Genomic DNA, 16,386 nt, shown 5'->3' on the forward strand with positions numbered 1-16,386 from the left:
GCGGATCTCCCGCTTGCCGGAACCGTCGAGTCGATGCTCTGCGGATTGCCGAGGGCTAGTGTGGCTATTGCACAGCTATCGGCGCCCGCCGCCGTGGCGGTCGCCACCACGAGGAGATGGAGGTGATTGCTGTGCTTCGATTCGATCCATTCCATGACATCGACACCGTCGCCCGCCAATTGCTGGGTGAAAGCGTCGGAACCGGACGCGCACCGCGATTCATGCCGATGGATCTGTTCAAAGCGGGAGATCACTACGTCTTGAACGCGGATCTGCCCGGCGTCGACCCCGGCTCGATCGACGTCAGCGTCGACAACGGCACGCTCACCCTGCGGGCGCAACGCACCGTGCCTAGCGAGGAAGGCGTCCAGTGGATCGCCTCGGAACGCTTCGCGGGCACCTTCATGCGCCAGATGTCCCTCGGGGAGAACGTCGACGTCGAGAACATCAGCGCGACCTACAACAACGGCGTGCTGTCGGTGACGATCCCCATCGCGGAGCGGGCGAAGCCGCGCCGCATCCAGATCTCCGGGGCGTCCCAGGAACCGAGGACCATCGAAGCGCAATCGAGCCGGTCCGGGCAGATGTCGCCGACGCAGCAGGAACAGAGTCAGCAGCCGGGACAGTCGCAGCAGCAATATCCGCAGTCGTCGAAGTGACCGTGCCGCTACCCGCACCCACGCACGGGTGCGGGTAGTCCACGGACGTCCTCAATCGCCGCAACAACCTCCGCCCGCAACCGGAACCGACCGCATCTCCCGTGTCTGCGCGTTGCGGGCGGCGAGTTCTTCGTCGGCCGGGTAGTCGACGCCGATCAGGCTCAAACCGTGTGCGGGCGCGACGGTGACCGAACTGGAACGCTCCGTCTGCCGCAACAGGTCGCTCACCCATTCCGGTGTGCGCCGCCCCTCGCCGACGGCCAGGACCGCGCCGACCAGGCTGCGCACCATCGACCAGCAGAACGCGTCGGCGCTGACGTAGGCGACCAGCAGGTCGCCGTCGCGCACCCAGTCGAAGCGCTGCAACTCCCGGACCGTCGTCGCGCCTTCCCTGCGTCGGCAGAACGCGGCGAAGTTGTGCAGCCCCAGCAACTTTCGCGAAGCCACCCGCATGGCGTCGACATCGACGTCGGATCGGCAGGCGACCACGCTGCGCGCGTGCAGCGGCTCGGCCCCGTACGGCGCGGTGGTCAACCGATAGGCGTAGTGGCGGCGGACGGCGGAGAACCGGGCGTCGAACTCCGGTGCGGCCGGGGCGGCCCGCTTGATCCGCACGTCCTTCGGCAGGAATCGCGCCATCCGATGCACCAGTTTTCCCGGGTCCAGTTCGCCGGACGTGTCGAAATGCGCGACCTGTCCCTCGGCGTGCACCCCCGCGTCCGTCCGGCCCGCCACGGTCAGCTGGATCGGCTCGCGGAACACTTTGCTCAGCGCGTCCTCCAGCACGCCCTGCACGGTGCGCAGCCCGGGCTGGCTGGCCCAGCCGAGAAAATCCGTGCCGTCGTAGGCGATGTCCAGCCGCACCCGGACCCGCGACGACTCGGGTTCGCCCGGCGCGTCCGCGCGCGCCCGGTCCGGCATCGATACCTCCACGGTCACATGATCCTCTGGTCGAAACGAACGAGCCCGCCGACCCAGTGCGGGTGGCGGGCTCGTGCGCGAACTCCGACGCTCAGCGTCAGGCGTCCTTCTTGTCCTCGACGGCCTCGTCAGCAGCCGGAGCCTCGGCCTCGGCGGTCTCGGCGGTGGCCTCGTCGGCCTGCGCCTCGACGACCTCGGCGGCCGGAGCCTCCTCCGCCTTCTTCGACGCGGCGACGCGGCGAGCGCGATCGGCCTCGTTGGTCACGGTCTTCTCCCGGACCAGCTCGATGATCGCCATCGGCGCGTTGTCACCCTTACGCGGCAGCGTCTTGGTGATGCGCGTGTAGCCACCCTCGCGCCCCTCGAACGACGGGCCGATCTGAGCGAAGAGCTCGTGCACGACGTTCTTGTTGCGGATCACCTTCAGCACCTCGCGACGGTCGGCCAGGGTGCCGCCCTTCGCCTTGGTGATCAGCTTCTCCGCGTAGGGACGCACGGCCTTGGCCTTGGCCTCGGTGGTGGTGATCCGGCCGTGCTCGAAGAGCGCCGTGGCCAGATTGGCGAAGATCGCCTTCTGGTGCGACGCCGACCCGCCGAAGCGGGCACCCTTCTTGGGCTTGGGCATTGTGGTGTTCTCCTGTGTCTTTTTGCGGCGCTCCCGGCGCCCTGCGTGGTTACGCTCTGCTACCGCCTCCGGGCGCGTCGCTCACGCCGCGGGTACGAGGCCGGGGCCGGGGCGCCTACCCCGGCGGCCTAGAGCTGTTCGGTCTCGGCGTAGTCCTGCTCGCCGCCATCGGTGTCACTGAACGTGCCGCTGTCGCTCCACGTGCCGGTGCTCGCGTCGTAGCCCACCACGCTGGACGGATCGAACGACGCCGGGCTGTCCTTCAGCGAGAGGCCGAGCGCGTGCAGCTTGACCTTGACCTCGTCGATGGACTTCTGGCCGAAGTTCCGAATATCCAGCAGATCCGACTCGGTGCGGGCGACCAGCTCGCCGACGGTGTGCACACCCTCGCGCTTGAGGCAGTTGTAGGACCGGACGGTGAGGTCCAGGTCCTCGATCGGCAGGCCGAACGAGGCGATGTGGTCCGCCTCGGCCGGCGAGGGGCCGATCTCGATGCCCTCGGCTTCGACGTTCAGCTCGCGGGCCAGGCCGAAGAGCTCGACCAGGGTCTTGCCCGCCGAGGCGAGCGCGTCCCGCGCGCTGATGGAGTTCTTGGTCTCCACGTCCAGGATGAGCCGGTCGAAGTCGGTGCGCTGCTCGACACGGGTGGCCTCGACCTTGTAGGTCACCTTGAGCACCGGCGAGTAGATCGAATCCACCGGGATCCGCCCGATTTCCGCGCCGGACGCCTTGTTCTGCACGGCGGGGACGTAGCCGCGACCGCGCTCGACGACGAGCTCGATCTCCAGCTTGCCCTTGTCGTTCAGGGTCGCGATGTGCATGTCCGGGTTGTGCACCACGACGCCGCTGGGCGGGACGATGTCACCGGCGGTGACGGTGCCCGGGCCCTGCTTGCGCACGTACATCGTGACCGGCTCGTCCTCCTCCGAGGACACGACCAGGCCCTTGAGGTTCAGGATGATGTCGGTGACATCTTCCTTCACGCCCGGGACGGTGGTGAACTCGTGCAGGACACCGTCGATGCGGATGCTGGTGACCGCCGCCCCCGGAATCGAGGACAGCAGGGTACGCCGCAGCGAGTTGCCGAGGGTGTAACCGAAGCCCGGCTCGAGCGGTTCGATGGTGAACTTCGAGCGGTTCTCCGCGACGACCTCTTCGGTCAGCGTCGGACGCTGTGAAATCAGCATGGGGATCATCCTCCTTTTTGGGCGCCCGCTATTTGACGCCTCGTCTCAGGGGTTGTGCGTGGCCGCCCAATCCAGAGCGACCACGCACCAGCAGCACGTGTGCCGTGTTACTTCGAGTAGTACTCGACGATCAGCTGTTCCTGCAGCGGCACATCGATCTGGGCGCGCTCCGGCAACTGGTGGACCAGGATCCGCAGCCGGCCCGGGATCACCTGGAGCCAGCCGGGGACCGGACGGTCGCCGAGGGTCTCGCGGGCCACCTGGAACGGCAGGGTGCCCAGCGACTTCTCCTTGACATCGATGATGTCGTACTGGGTGACCTGGAAGCTGGGAACGTCGACCTTCTTGTTGTTCACCAGGAAGTGGCCGTGCGAGACCAGCTGGCGAGCCTGCCGGCGGGTACGCGCCAGACCGGCGCGGTACACGACGTTGTCCAGGCGGGTCTCGAGCAGACGCAGCAGGTTGTCACCGGTCTTGCCCTTGAGGCGGTTGGCCTCTTCGTAGTACCGGCGGAACTGCTTCTCCATGACGCCGTAGGAGAAGCGGGCCTTCTGCTTCTCCTGCAGCTGGAGCAGGTACTCGCTCTCCTTGATCCGCGCGCGGCCGTGCTGGCCGGGCGGGTAGGGGCGACGCTCGAACGCCTGGTCGCCGCCGACGAGGTCGACGCGCAGACGACGCGACTTGCGGGTGATAGGGCCTGTGTAACGAGCCATTGTTCGTTATTCCTTTCCCGCTAGACGCGACGCCGCTTGGGCGGACGGCAGCCGTTGTGCGGCTGCGGGGTGACATCGGAGATCGTGCCCACCTCGAGGCCGGCGGCCTGCAGCGAGCGGATCGCGGTCTCGCGGCCCGAACCGGGGCCCTTCACGAACACGTCGACCTTCTTGACGCCGTGTTCCTGCGCCTTGCGGGCGGCGTTCTCGGCGGCGAGCTGCGCGGCGAACGGGGTCGACTTGCGCGAGCCCTTGAAGCCGACGTGACCCGACGACGCCCACGAGATGACGTTGCCGTTCGGGTCGGTGATCGACACGATCGTGTTGTTGAACGTGCTCTTGATGTGCGCGTTGCCGTGCGGGACGTTCTTCTTGTCCCTGCGACGCGACTTCTGGGTCTTCTTCGGGCCCGCGGCCCGACTCTTCGGAGGCATCGGTTATCCCTACTTCTTCTTGCCGGCGACGGTGCGCTTCGGGCCCTTGCGGGTGCGCGCGTTGGTCTTGGTGCGCTGGCCACGCACGGGCAGGCCACGACGGTGGCGCAGACCCTGGTAGCAGCCGATCTCGATCTTGCGGCGAATATCGGCCTGCACCTCGCGGCGCAGGTCACCCTCGACCTTGAACTCCGAAGCCTCGATGTAGTCACGCAGCTTCGTCAGATCGTCGTCGCTGAGATCCTTCGAACGCAGGTCCGGGCTGACGCCGGTGGCCTCGAGGATCTCCTTGGAGCGGGTACGGCCAATGCCGAAAATGTAGGTCAGTGCGATCTCCATGCGCTTCTCGCGCGGGAGGTCGACGCCCATGAGACGTGCCATCTGGCAGTTTCCTTAATCGTTGCGGAGGTCTGCTCCCTGTCCGTCCCCTCGTCGTGGTGGGGCACCGGCCTCCGAACCGGTGGTAGGCGCACACGCCCCAGGGCGAACCCTGATTTCCGCAGCGTGCGGCTGGTGCTGGGAGTTCTTCTTGCCAATCCGAACTGCGGTTCGGTGCTTGGCTGGTGTCGCGTCGAGCGGCGCCTTCGGCAAGCCTCGGGCGGGTGGGACGAGGTCGCCCTCGCCTTCGCTCAGCCCTGGCGCTGCTTGTGGCGCAGGTTGTCGCAGATCACCATGACCCGGCCGTGACGGCGGATCACCTTGCACTTCTCGCAGATCTTCTTGACGCTCGGCTGAACCTTCACGTCCGTCCAATCTGTTGTGGTTCACAGGGGTGTGAACACAGTTTTTCCCCAGTCGGCGACTGGGGAAGCTCTGAGGTGAGTCTTTCGACTCGGCCCCGGCTCGCGCCGGGACTGCCGGTGCGCACCGACCCGATCGCGGCGGGCGCGATCACTTGTAGCGGTATACGATCCGGCCACGCGACAGGTCGTAGGGCGAGAGCTCGACGACCACACGGTCCTCGGGGAGGATGCGAATGTAGTGCTGCCGCATCTTCCCGCTGATGTGCGCGAGAACCTTGTGCCCGTTCTCGAGCTCGATCCGGAACATCGCATTGGGCAGCGGTTCGACAACTCGACCCTCGACCTCGATGGCCCCGTCTTTCTTCGCCATGTCCTCCGCGATCCCGGTTACGCTCAACCTGGTTTGTTTGCCTGGTTCTGTTCGGATGGATCGGCCGCCGGAGCGGACCGCTCGCACACAAACAGGCGGCGCGTAGGTGCACCGCCGCTCCAGTTTACCGATCCGTTCCGCATCGGGCAAAAATGCCTCCCTGTATACCCGTGTCGCCAGGCGTTTCGCAGCCGACTTCCCAGCCGTGGCGGGCATCGGACGCTGTGCCGCGACGGCCCCTGGTTGTCGCGTAAACTGGCCGCTGTCCAGGTATTTGGGTCGAACGGATCGAGGGGGACGCGTGAGCCGGCGCAGCGAGCGAGGCACCGGCGGAGGCGCTCCTCGGTCGGGTCGAAGCGAGCGGCAGGGAGGCGAGGCCGTGAGTAAGCGTAGCGAGCGAGTCACCGGCAGAGCACTCCTGGTCACGACCGAGCCGAGCGGCAGCGAGGGCAGTCGTGGCTGAGCACAGCGAGCGGATCGACGACACGCCGAGCGGCAGCGAGGCGGAGTCGTGAGCCGTAGCAATGACGGCCTGCCCATGCTGCCGCCGTGGCTGTCGGAGAGCGATGTCGGCCAGAGCGGCTACGAGGCGCCGGTACAGAACCTCCCGCACGACGAACTCATCGAGGACACCCCCAACCGCAGGCGCGGCCGTTTCAAGAACCGAGCGCCAGAGGCGGAACGGCCGGAGGCCGCGCGCCCGGAGAAGCGCCGCAAAGGCTGGCGCCGCGACAAGCACGACGGGCCCTCCGACGAGGAACAGCGGCAGAACGTGGCGAACCGTGCGCCCGCGCCCGGTCCGGACGAGCCCGCGCCCGGCCCGTTCGCAGGCGAGTCCTGGCAGCAGCAACCCGGCTACGACCGGCCCGCCCCGGCGCAGGGCAGCCCGTGGCAAGCGCCGCCTCAGCACCACAGCACTCCGCAGCACGGTCTGCCCACCCGCAACCCGTCGCAGCCCTCACCCGGTTTCCAGCCCCTGGGCAGCAGGTCCGCGGACCAGGCCGCCCCGAACGACCGGCAAGCCGGCAGGCCGGATCTCCCGCCACCGCCACCGCCGCCCCGGCAACAGGCCGACGAGCGGCCCGCTCCAGCGCCGGGCGGCGAGCACGTCCGGCCGCCACGCGCCGAGAGCACACCCGGCCCGGCAGCGGGCGGCCGCCCTCCGGCCGGACCGCAGCACGGCGGTTGGCCGTCCACCGGCAATCCCCGGCTCGACGCCGCGCTGTCGGCGGTGCTCCCGAACCACTGGCCGGCCCCGCCGGCACCCGGCCAGGCCGCTGCACCGGCGGCTCCGGCCCCGGCCGGAGACGAGACAGCCCACCCCGGTAGCGGGTCGCGCGGGTTGTCGCCCGCCGGCCCGAATCAAACGTGGCCCACCGGCGACCGCCCGGCAGGTCCGGCCAGCGACCCGGCAACTCCGCCACCCGGCCCGACCCACGCGGCATGGCAGAGCGAACACTCGACGCCGGGTGCGCAATTCGCGGTGCTACCCGGCAGCGACCAGGCGATCCCGACCACCCGCCCGGGCTCAGCTGGGGCGCCGACCGGCGGCACGTCGGCCGAGACTCCGGACACCGGCCTGGAGCACATCGCGGGGCAAGGCGGTCGGCTGCCGACCGGCACGCATCCCGCATCGCCGGTCGCGACTCGCGCGGCATCCGGCGGCGGACCGGCGGCTGGGGCACCGGTCGCGGCCGAGCACACGGGGTGGCATGCATCCGATCCCCGGATAGAGCAAGATGCGGCGGACCCGAGCCGCGGGCGGCCCGACTTCCCTGCCGACGAGCAGACCCGGCGATTCGGCGAACCCACATCCACGTCCGGCGAGGGGAGCTCGGCGTCCGAGGAAGCGGACGCGTTCGGGCAGGCCGGAAGCCACCGAGCCACACCGTCCGCAACGTCGCCCAGCGGCGTGAACTCGGCGGAGCAACCGCACGGCGGGACCACCACCGCCGCCGCGCCGAGCCCTGACGCGGCGCCGGTCCAGCAGCCGACCACGTCGGCAGGTGGCCCGGCCGCAGGAACGAGCGGCACCACGCCCTCGCCTGATGCCCCCCATGCCACCCGCGCCGACCATTCGGCAGCGTCGGCGATAGACACGAGCAGCGGCACAACACCGATCGATGGCGGCACGCCACCCCACGGCGACCATCAAGCGTCGACGACGACCGGCACCACTGCTCCAGGCGACGCCCACCCGACACCCCACGGCCACCATCAACCGTCGGCCACGACCGGCACCACCCCTCCAGGCGACGCCCACCCGACACCCCACGGCCACCATCAACCGTCGGCCACGACCGGCACTCCTGCGGGCGAAGTCGACCTGAAACCGGACGGCGGCCATCAGGCGTCGGCGGCGCAGGCTGGCGCGCCCGATTCCACCGCGGTGAGTTCCGATGGTCCGCCGCCCTGGCTCGCCGCACCGCGGTCCGAGCAAGCCGAGGTGTCCGCGACGGACGCGCCCCGCCGACTGCCGCCGCTGCCCGACCCGCCCGCGCCGCATGAGCGGCCGCAGAGTGGTGGCGTTCCAGTACCGGCACACGACGAGCACCGTCCGCCGACGCGCGGTGCGGATGGTCCGCCGCCCTGGCTCGGACACACCGCACCGTCGCAAACCGGTCGTCCGGTCCAGCCCGCGCCGCAGGACACCGCCGCGCAGGCCGATCGAGCGCCCACCCGCTCGACGCCGGAACCCGGCGTCCCCGCCGATCACCTACTGGCAGCGTACCCGCGGCCCGTGGACCACGGCCCTGTCGAACCGACCGCCGCGTCCGGTCCGCACCGTGAACAGGGTGGCGCCCTAGTACCGCCCGCGCCCCACACCGTCTTCGCGACCGGGGCTGCGCCTACCGCAGTCCCTGCACCGGAGTCCGCCGCGCAGCCGGCTGGATCGGTGGACGCGACGCGCGCGCAACAAGATGCCGGGATCCCGGCGCCCGGCTGGACCAGCGCGCATGAGGCAGGCGCTGCGTCGGCGCGCTCCGCCGGTGGACGGCATCGGCTCTCCGCCGACCCGAACGCCCCGTCGGCTCCGCAGGCGCCGGTCGAACAAGCGCCGGATCTCGATCAACAGCCGGTCCCCCCGCAAGGGCCGGATCCGGCCTACAACGCGGGCGGCCCGCAGCCCGGTCCCCATGCCGCGAGCGGCATGAACACCGGCCATGCAATACATTTCGCTGGAGTCCAGACGCCCGGTCCCGCTCCGCAGGCATCCGCCGACCAGTGGCGCAATGCCGCCGCACCGTCCGCCGCGCCCGAATCGATCCCGGTGCCACCGCATTCCGCGCCGCCGTCGTACCCCGCCGAACACCAAGGCACGGGGCAACCCGCTCCGCAGTGGAGCGCTCCCCCCGGCTACGCCCAGCCGCCGGGCATCCAGTTCCAGCAGCCTTCGCCCGACTACGCCCAGCCGCCCGCGCAACATCCGGGCGCGCAGTTCCAGCACCCTTCGCTGGACAATGTGCCACTGCGCCGGGCCAAGAAGGCACCGGCGGGATCCGGGTGGCGCAAGGCGGTGCACCACGTGTCCGGCGGCGCGATCAACCCCGGCATGTCCGCCGAGGAACGCAGGTTGCAAGAACTGGTCGCGCGGATCAGGCAGCCCGTGCGCGGTGACTACCGGATCGCGGTGCTCTCGCTCAAGGGTGGTGTCGGGAAGACCACCACCACAATGGGTCTCGGCTCCACCTTCGCCTCCATCCGCGGCGACCGGGTGATCGCCGTCGACGCCAATCCCGACTTCGGCACGCTGTCGCAGCGGGTGCCGTTGCAGACCCGCTCCACCGTGCGCGACCTGCTCCTCGATTCCACGATCCAGCGCTATTCGGATGTGCGCAGGCACACCTCGCAGGCGACCAGCCGCCTGGAAGTGCTGGCCAGCGAACGTGATCCGGCCGCGTCGGAGGCGTTCAGCGAAGACGAGTACCGCGCGGTCGCCCGGATCCTGCAGCGGTTCTACAACATCATCCTCACCGACTGCGGCACCGGGCTCATGCATTCGGCGATGGCGGGTGTGCTGGACCTAGCGCATTCGCTGGTGTTGATCTCCTCCCCCGCGATCGATGGAGCCCGCAGCGCCGCAGCGACTTTGGACTGGTTGTCGCTGCACGGCCATGACCACTTGGTCCGCAACGCGGTGGTGGTGATCAACTCCCCGCGAGCCGGATCACCGAATGTCGGTATCCAGCAACTGCGGGAGTACTTCCTGTCCCGGTGCCGCGCGGTGCACATCATCCCGTTCGACCCGCACATGTCCGAAGGCGCCGAGATCGATCTGCATCGGCTGCACAAGCAGACCAAGCGGGCCTATGTCGAGCTGGCCGCGACCGTCGCGGACGATTTCGCCACCGATCACCGTCGTTACCGCCCCTGACACCCGCCGGGCAGTGGCCCGGCGGGCAAGGGAGCGAACGGATCAGCCGCTCACCACTCGGGCAGGCGCCGCCTGCCGGCCATGACGTCGCGCACGAGATCGTCGTAGGCGTCCGCGAGTTCGGCGAGATGATGCCACGCGTTGTGCAGCAGCTCGTCGTGCGCGTTCAGAGTCATCAACGCGTGGTGCGCGCGCACCGACGACTCGGCGAGGCGATCGATGACCGCACCCACCGTTTCGGTGTGCAAGGTGGCGCCGAGCCGATGCTGCGGCACACTGCGCATCACCCAGTCGTCGATGGCCATTACCAATTCGACTCTGCGACGCTCGATTTCGCGGACCACCGCCACGGAGGTGTCCACCGATCCACCGCGGCCGACCAGGCGGCGCTCATGTAGCACTGCCAGATCACGTGCGAACCACAACAGCGGGCCACCGACCACCCGGTGCCCGCGACACGCCCGAACCAATAGGTCGGACGTGGGAAGTAACCCCGGCGCCGAAGAGCGCACCGAAGGATCGACACACCGCGGTGTGCCAGGGAGGGCCATTACGACCGTTGTATCCGAACCTGCCACGTTGCCTCGCCGTCATCGCCGCACAACACCGGATCAGGACTTCATTACAATAAACCTCTGAAGGCACCTGTCAAGCGTTAACCGGCCGTATGGAGTCACGAAGAGTACACTTCGTTACCTGCATGACCAACCGAGGAGCAAGATGCCGGACGGTCCGACTTATCACCGGATCGCAGACCTCCTCCGCGAGGAGATCCGCGCAGCAAAGTGGAAACCGGGCGATCGACTGCCCAGTCATTCCGAGCTTGCCGATCAGATGCAGGTCTCGATAACCACCGCGCGCAACGCGATCCAGGTGCTGGTGACCGAAAATCTGGTCTATACAGCTACTTCCCGCGGAACCATCGTTCGAAACCAAGAAGTTCTGGAATCCGTGGTGACCGACTCTATCCGCCCCGACCGGCCGCAGACCCCGCACGACATCTTCGAGGAGATCGCGCGGGCCGCGAACCGGGAGCCGTCGAAGGAGTTCAGCGCGAAGATGGAGCCCGCAGGCCCCGACGTCGCGTCTTGGCTGGGTGTACCGCCGGATTCCTGGGTCCTGGCCAGGACCGTGGTCCAGTTCCTCGACCACGAACCGTGGTCCTGGGAGGTCAGCTTCTATCCCCGGGATCTGGCCGAGGCCACCGGAATCGACTCCCCGCACGACATTCCGGAGGGCACCACCCGCCGCCTCGCCGACCGGGGACACGCCGAGACCGCGCACCGCGACACGCTCGTCGCACGGCCGGCCACCGCCGAGGAAGCCCTGGTGCTCGGCGTCACCGCGGGCACCATCCTGCTCGACCATCTGCGTATCGGGGCCACCCACGAGCGAGTCACCCGTGCCACGCGGCATCGTTCCCTCGCCACCGGGAATCGGCTCGCCTACGAACTCGGCGACGCCGAGGGCACCGCGGTCATCCGGAGCACGCTCGCCGGTTCGTCCGGGTCCGGTTCGGCCTAGCCCATGACCATCGCGCTGCGCCAGGCGACAATCGGAGATCTCGGCATGATCTGCCGCCTGCGCGTGCAGCGCACGGCGTGGCTCACCGCGCGCGGCTCCGACCAGTGGACGGTCGCCGGACGCGGGCTGCCGATCGAGATCTTCGCCCGCGGCGTCGGACGCTCGCTGGACGCGGGCGAGACCTGGATCGCCGAAGTGGCGGGCGAGCCCGCGGGAACCATCACGGTCAACGACCGCGCCGATGCCGGTCTGTGGTCGCGGTGGGAACTCGAGGGCGCGGTGATCGTCCATTTCATGATCGTCGACCTGCGCTTCGCCGGGCAGCGCGTGGGCCACCACATGCTCGCGCACGCGGGAATGCTCGCCCGCTCGCACAGACGCGCCTGGGTGCGGCTCGACGCCTGGACCACCAATACCGGCCTGCACGACTACTACCGTTCCGCGGGGTTCCGGTTGGTGCGGATCGCGGGGCCGCTGGCGCTGGGACCGTCGCGCGCGCTGTTCGAGCGGAGGGCCGACAGCTGGGATTCCGCGTTGCCCGTGACAGTTCCGGCCGTCGGTCGCCCGGCCGCTGCGGCGCTCTTGCGCCCACCACCGCCGAACAACTGATCGGAACGCCACAGCGGCGACACGTGAACGGCCCGGGAGTCCGGCGCGACACGATGATCCGTTCCGACGACCACTACCGAGAGGACGTCGGACGAAGACGCGGGCCGGGCACAGTGCGGCACGTCCTGCGTGAGTGCCCGGCGCGCCGGTCAGATGGGCGGCAAGTGCGCGATGTGCACCATCTCGATACCCTTGCTGCGCGAGACCAGGGTTCCGCGCCCGGGCGGCAACTTGCTCGGCCGCACGTCGCCGATCAGCTTGCCCTCGTCGCGCGACCCGCTCATGATCAACGTCTCCACCGACAGGTTCTTCATGGTGCCCAGGATCGGGTCGTACAGCGCGCGGGACACACCGCCGCTGCGGCGCGTGACCACGAAATGCATGCCGATGTCGCGGGCCTGCGGCAGGTATTCCAGCAGTGGCGCGAACGGATTCATGCCCGCGCCGGTGGCGACCATGTCGTAGTCGTCGACCACGATGTAGATCTCCGGGCCGCTCCACCAGCTGCGTTCGCGCAGTTGCTGCGGGGTGATGTCGGAACCGGGAATCCGTTTGGCCAGATACCCGGCCACCTCCTGGATCATCGGACCGCAGGTCTGTGACGACGTGGAGTACCCGGCCAGGTGGTCGCCCTCGACCACGCCGAGCATGGTCCGGCGGTAGTCGACCATGATGATCCTGGCCTGCTCGGTGGTCGACTGTTCGACGACCCCCAGCACGATGTTGCGCAGCAGGGTGGTCTTGCCGCACTCCACGTCCGCGAAGGCCATGAAGTGCGGTTCCACGCCGAAATCCAGCACCAGCGGCTGCAATTCGGACTCACCGAGTCCGACCACGACGCGGGTGGGGCCGAGCTCGATGCCCTGCGCCTTCGCCGAGGACATCAGCTCGTCCCTGCCGAAACGCAGCGGCAGCATGCGCACTTCCGGCGCGCGACGGTCCGGGTACTGCTGTTCGAGTCCGGCCCGCGCCTGCCCGACGCCGTCGGCCAGGCTGCCCGCATCGGAGTCGGAGTCCAGGCGCGGCAGGGCGATCAGCATGTGCAGCTGGTCCCGGGTCAGACCGCGGCCGGGGCGACCGACCGGGACCTGGTGCGCGGTGCGCCTGCCCATCTCCGAGTCCGACGGATCGCCGAGCCGCAGCTCGATGCGGGTGCCGATCTGGTCCTTGACGACCGGACGGATCTCCGCCCAGCGCGAGGCGCCGATCATCAGGTGGATGCCGAACGACAGACCCTGCGCCGCGATGGCGTTGATCTGTGGTTCCAGCATGTCGAATTCTTCGCGGATCGCGGCCCAGCCGTCGATCACCAGGAAGACGTCTCCGAACTTGTCGTCCGCAAGCGGATCGGCGGTCCCGGCCGCGCCGTCCGCGACACGCCGGTCGGAGCCGAACTTGCGGCGCCGGAACTCGGCCATCGACTCGATGCCCAGTGCGGCGAACCGCTCCTCGCGCTGCCGCATCAGCGTGGTGAGCTCGGCGACGGTGCGGCGCACCCGGTCACCGTCGAGGCGGCCGGCCACCGAGCCCACGTGCGGCACGCCGGACAGGCCCGCCATGCTTCCGCCACCGAAGTCCAGGCAGTAGAACTGCGCCTGGTCGGGGGTGTGCGTGGCCGCGGTCGCGATGATGATGGTGCGCAACGTGGTCGACTTGCCCGATTGCGGGCCGCCGACCACCGCGACGTTGCCCTGGGCGCCGGCCAGATTGATGGTGAGCACGTCGCGGCGCTGCTCGTAGGGCTTGTCGATGACGCCGATCGGCATCCACAACTGGCCGTGCCGGTTGACCGGCGAGCGCCAGTCGGGGTCCGGCAGCAGCATGTCCACCGTCGGGGATTCGTCCAGCGGCGGCAACCACACCTCGTGCGCCGGGCGGCCGTGCCCGGTGAGCCGCTTGACGACCACGTCCAGCAGCGTGTCGGGGATGCCCTCGTCGGCGCCCGGCGCGCCGCCGACCGCCGACGGTGGCGGCGGCAGTTCCAGCAAGGGGTTCGACGGCGCCGTGGGGTGCTCTTCGTCCTCGATCGGCTCGGGCAGTTCCACCGGCGCGGCGGTGAACAGCGCGGGCCGATGTCCGGAGACCGGGCTGCCGTCGTCCGTCACCGTCCCCTGCGGCGCGACGTAGGGCCCGGAGACGTAACTGGCGTTGAACCGCAGCGGATCCGACGCATCGCTTTTCAGATAGCCGGACCCGGGCACGCTCGGCAGGTGGTAGGCGTCGGTGATGCCGAGCACCGCGCGTGATTCGTTGGCCGAGAACGTGCGCAGGCCGATCCGGTAGGACAGATGCGATTCCAGCCCGCGCAGCTTGTTCTCCTCCAGGCGCTGCGAGGCCAGCAGCAGGTGCACGTGCAGTGATCGGCCCAGGCGGCCGATCATCACGAACAACTCCGCGAAATCCGGCTTCTGCGAGAGCAGTTCGGAGAACTCGTCGACCACGATGAACAGCGCGGGCAGCGGATCGAGCGGCACGCCCGCGGCACGCGCCTTCTCGTAGTCGGTGACGTTGGCGTAATTGCCCGCCGAACGCAGCAGCTCCTGGCGGCGGTTCATCTCGCCGGCGAGCGCGTCCTTCATGCGGTCGACCAGCGACAGTTCCTCTTCCAGGTTGGTGATCACCGCGGCGACGTGCGGCAGCGAGTCGAGACCGAGGAACGTCGCGCCGCCCTTGAAGTCGACGAGCACCAGGTTCAGCGCGTCCGGCGAATGCGTCGTGACCAGCGAAAGCACGAGAGTGCGCAGGAATTCGGACTTTCCGGAGCCGGTGGCGCCGATGCACAGGCCGTGCGGGCCCATGCCGTTCTCCGCCGATTCCTTGATGTCGATCTCCACCGGGGTGCCGTCGGGGGTGATGCCGATCGGCACCCGCAGCCGCTCCCGGCCGGTGCGCGGCCGCCACACCCGCGCCGGATCGATCTGGGCCGCGTCCGGGATCTTCAGCAGCGCCATCAGTCCCGGGTCGGTCGTGGTCCCCTCACCGAGACTGACGATCTGCGCCGCCGTCGCGAGCCGGTATCTGGCCAGCGAGCGGGCGAAGGACTCGGCCTCGGCCGTGCTCACCTGGTCGGCGGCGGCGAACTTCTCCACTCCGGCCGCACTGCGCGCGGCCACCTCGCCGTCGGCGGCGACCAACTGCAGCCCGCGGCGCGCGGCGAGCCCGCCCTCGGGCGCGGTGAGGTCGAGCACGGTCACCGAATCCAGGCCCGATTCGCTGACCAGTCGTTCGCTGCCGCTGACGTAGCCGTCATCGATGACGACCACGAGGTGCAGCCGCCCCTGGGTCGGCTGGGGGTTGCGCATGAACCGGCCGCGCTCGAGCAGCTCGGCCGCCAGCGCCGTCTCCAGCTCGCCGAGCGAGTGGTACATCATCCGCGCCGAGCCCATGCCGTCGCGCTGCGTCGGATGTTGTAGCTGCGGTAGCCATTTCGCCCAGGACCAGGCGGGGCCGTCGGGGTCCGAACAGACGATCGCGATGGCGAGATGGTCGGGCCCGTGGAAGGCGGCCAGTTCCATCAGCATCGCCCGCACCAGCATGCGCGCGTCCTCGGCCGGACCGCTGATGTTGATCGCGGGGAACGCGCGCAGCGACACGGCGGTCGGCAAGCGGTGCACCACCGAATGGGTGCGCACGAAACGGCGCAGGGCCACGGTGGACACCGGCTCCAGGTCCTCGAGCGGCCCGGTCTCCGGGCGGGCCAGTTTGGTGGCCAGCCGGTGGCTGCCGACTCCGACGCGCACGTGGCCGAAGTCGGGATCGTTGGGTCTGCGCTCCCACATCCGCCTCGTCCCGATCAGGGAGGTCAGGTCGGCGGGCTCCGGATGACTCCACCGGAGCGTCTCCAGTTGCTTGCCGCCGGTGCGGCGCACCTCTTTGCGGACCTGGTCGAGGTAGCGGAAGTAGTCCTTGCGTTCCTCGTTGAGTTCGACCGCGCGTTTGGGCCCTCCGCCGCGGTAGCCCGCCATCATGCCGACCATAGACATGAGCATCATCATCGGGAACATCATCATGAACGGATTGGCCAGCAGGTTGCGGCCCATCATCGCCATCATCGCGATCATGCCGACCACGGCGACCACCATGACGATCGGCATCAGCTTCATCATCAGCGGCGCGGGCAGCGCGCGGGCGATCTCCGGTGGAGCGGTCAGCGCCACCTCGCCGCCGGGTGCCCGGGGCGGTGCGATGCGGGGGCGGCGCACAAAGCCTTCGGTAGCCATGATTCC

At 69.2% G+C, this 16,386-nt stretch carries 13 protein-coding genes and 1 pseudogene; 4 read left to right on the plus strand and 10 right to left on the minus strand.

Going from position 1 to position 16,386, the window contains the following annotated elements; genetic code table 11:
* Positions 1 to 131: 131 nt before the first annotated feature.
* Positions 132 to 563: pseudogene (locus QMG86_RS27085) on the plus strand (Hsp20/alpha crystallin family protein); the annotation flags it as partial.
* A gap of 147 nt (positions 564 to 710) precedes the next feature.
* Here the strand turns inward: QMG86_RS27085 and truA are convergent.
* From truA to infA, 8 genes are all read right to left on the minus strand, one after another.
* On the minus strand, positions 711 to 1,580 hold the full coding sequence (gene truA / locus QMG86_RS27090) for a tRNA pseudouridine(38-40) synthase TruA (protein ID WP_281881152.1): 870 nt from the start codon (positions 1,578 to 1,580) through the stop codon (positions 711 to 713).
* 97 nt (positions 1,581 to 1,677) lie between these two features.
* Positions 1,678 to 2,205, minus strand: a complete 528-nt coding sequence (rplQ, locus tag QMG86_RS27095) for a 50S ribosomal protein L17 (protein ID WP_281875502.1) — start codon at positions 2,203 to 2,205, stop codon at positions 1,678 to 1,680.
* Between the two features lie 128 nt (positions 2,206 to 2,333).
* The gene (locus QMG86_RS27100) at positions 2,334 to 3,392 is read right to left on the minus strand and encodes a DNA-directed RNA polymerase subunit alpha (RefSeq protein WP_039796155.1); all 1,059 of its coding nucleotides are present in this window, start codon (positions 3,390 to 3,392) and stop codon (positions 2,334 to 2,336) included.
* A 107-nt stretch (positions 3,393 to 3,499) separates the two neighbouring features.
* On the minus strand, positions 3,500 to 4,105 hold the full coding sequence (rpsD, locus tag QMG86_RS27105) for a 30S ribosomal protein S4 (protein WP_063021328.1): 606 nt from the start codon (positions 4,103 to 4,105) through the stop codon (positions 3,500 to 3,502).
* A gap of 20 nt (positions 4,106 to 4,125) precedes the next feature.
* On the minus strand, positions 4,126 to 4,539 hold the full coding sequence (rpsK, locus tag QMG86_RS27110; protein WP_039795647.1) for a 30S ribosomal protein S11: 414 nt from the start codon (positions 4,537 to 4,539) through the stop codon (positions 4,126 to 4,128).
* A gap of 9 nt (positions 4,540 to 4,548) precedes the next feature.
* Positions 4,549 to 4,920 carry a 30S ribosomal protein S13 gene (gene rpsM / locus QMG86_RS27115; RefSeq protein ID WP_039795645.1) on the minus strand — a complete coding sequence of 124 codons (372 nt, stop codon included), beginning with the start codon at positions 4,918 to 4,920 and terminating at the stop codon, positions 4,549 to 4,551.
* 248 nt (positions 4,921 to 5,168) lie between these two features.
* Positions 5,169 to 5,282: a 50S ribosomal protein L36 gene (gene rpmJ, locus QMG86_RS27120; RefSeq protein WP_011207363.1), complete on the minus strand. Its 114-nt coding sequence runs from the start codon at positions 5,280 to 5,282 to the stop codon at positions 5,169 to 5,171.
* 148 nt (positions 5,283 to 5,430) lie between these two features.
* On the minus strand, positions 5,431 to 5,652 hold the full coding sequence (gene infA, locus QMG86_RS27125) for a translation initiation factor IF-1 (RefSeq protein WP_003418601.1): 222 nt from the start codon (positions 5,650 to 5,652) through the stop codon (positions 5,431 to 5,433).
* A 511-nt stretch (positions 5,653 to 6,163) separates the two neighbouring features.
* On the opposite strand from infA, the gene QMG86_RS33650 reads away from it, so the two are divergent.
* Positions 6,164 to 10,027: a nucleotide-binding protein gene (locus QMG86_RS33650; RefSeq protein WP_350356352.1), complete on the plus strand. Its 3,864-nt coding sequence runs from the start codon at positions 6,164 to 6,166 to the stop codon at positions 10,025 to 10,027.
* A 50-nt stretch (positions 10,028 to 10,077) separates the two neighbouring features.
* Here the strand turns inward: QMG86_RS33650 and QMG86_RS27135 are convergent, their stop codons facing one another.
* Positions 10,078 to 10,389: a DUF4254 domain-containing protein gene (locus QMG86_RS27135; RefSeq protein WP_281875507.1), complete on the minus strand. Its 312-nt coding sequence runs from the start codon at positions 10,387 to 10,389 to the stop codon at positions 10,078 to 10,080.
* Between the two features lie 358 nt (positions 10,390 to 10,747).
* On the opposite strand from QMG86_RS27135, the gene QMG86_RS27140 reads away from it, so the two are divergent.
* Positions 10,748 to 11,551, plus strand: coding sequence for a GntR family transcriptional regulator (locus QMG86_RS27140; RefSeq protein ID WP_281875509.1), 804 nt, complete (start codon positions 10,748 to 10,750; stop codon positions 11,549 to 11,551).
* Positions 11,552 to 11,554: 3 nt separating this feature from the next.
* Entirely contained in the window at positions 11,555 to 12,160 is a 606-nt protein-coding gene (locus tag QMG86_RS27145) for a GNAT family N-acetyltransferase (RefSeq protein WP_281875511.1), read from the plus strand.
* Between the two features lie 149 nt (positions 12,161 to 12,309).
* On the opposite strand, the gene eccCa is transcribed toward QMG86_RS27145, so the two are convergent.
* Positions 12,310 to 16,380 (minus strand): type VII secretion protein EccCa, encoded by a 4,071-nt coding sequence (eccCa, locus tag QMG86_RS27150; RefSeq protein ID WP_281875513.1) that lies wholly within the window; start codon positions 16,378 to 16,380, stop codon positions 12,310 to 12,312.
* Between the last annotated feature and the right edge of the window lie 6 nt (positions 16,381 to 16,386).

Source organism: Nocardia sputorum (assembly GCF_027924405.1).
GTDB lineage: Bacteria > Actinomycetota > Actinomycetes > Mycobacteriales > Mycobacteriaceae > Nocardia > Nocardia sputorum.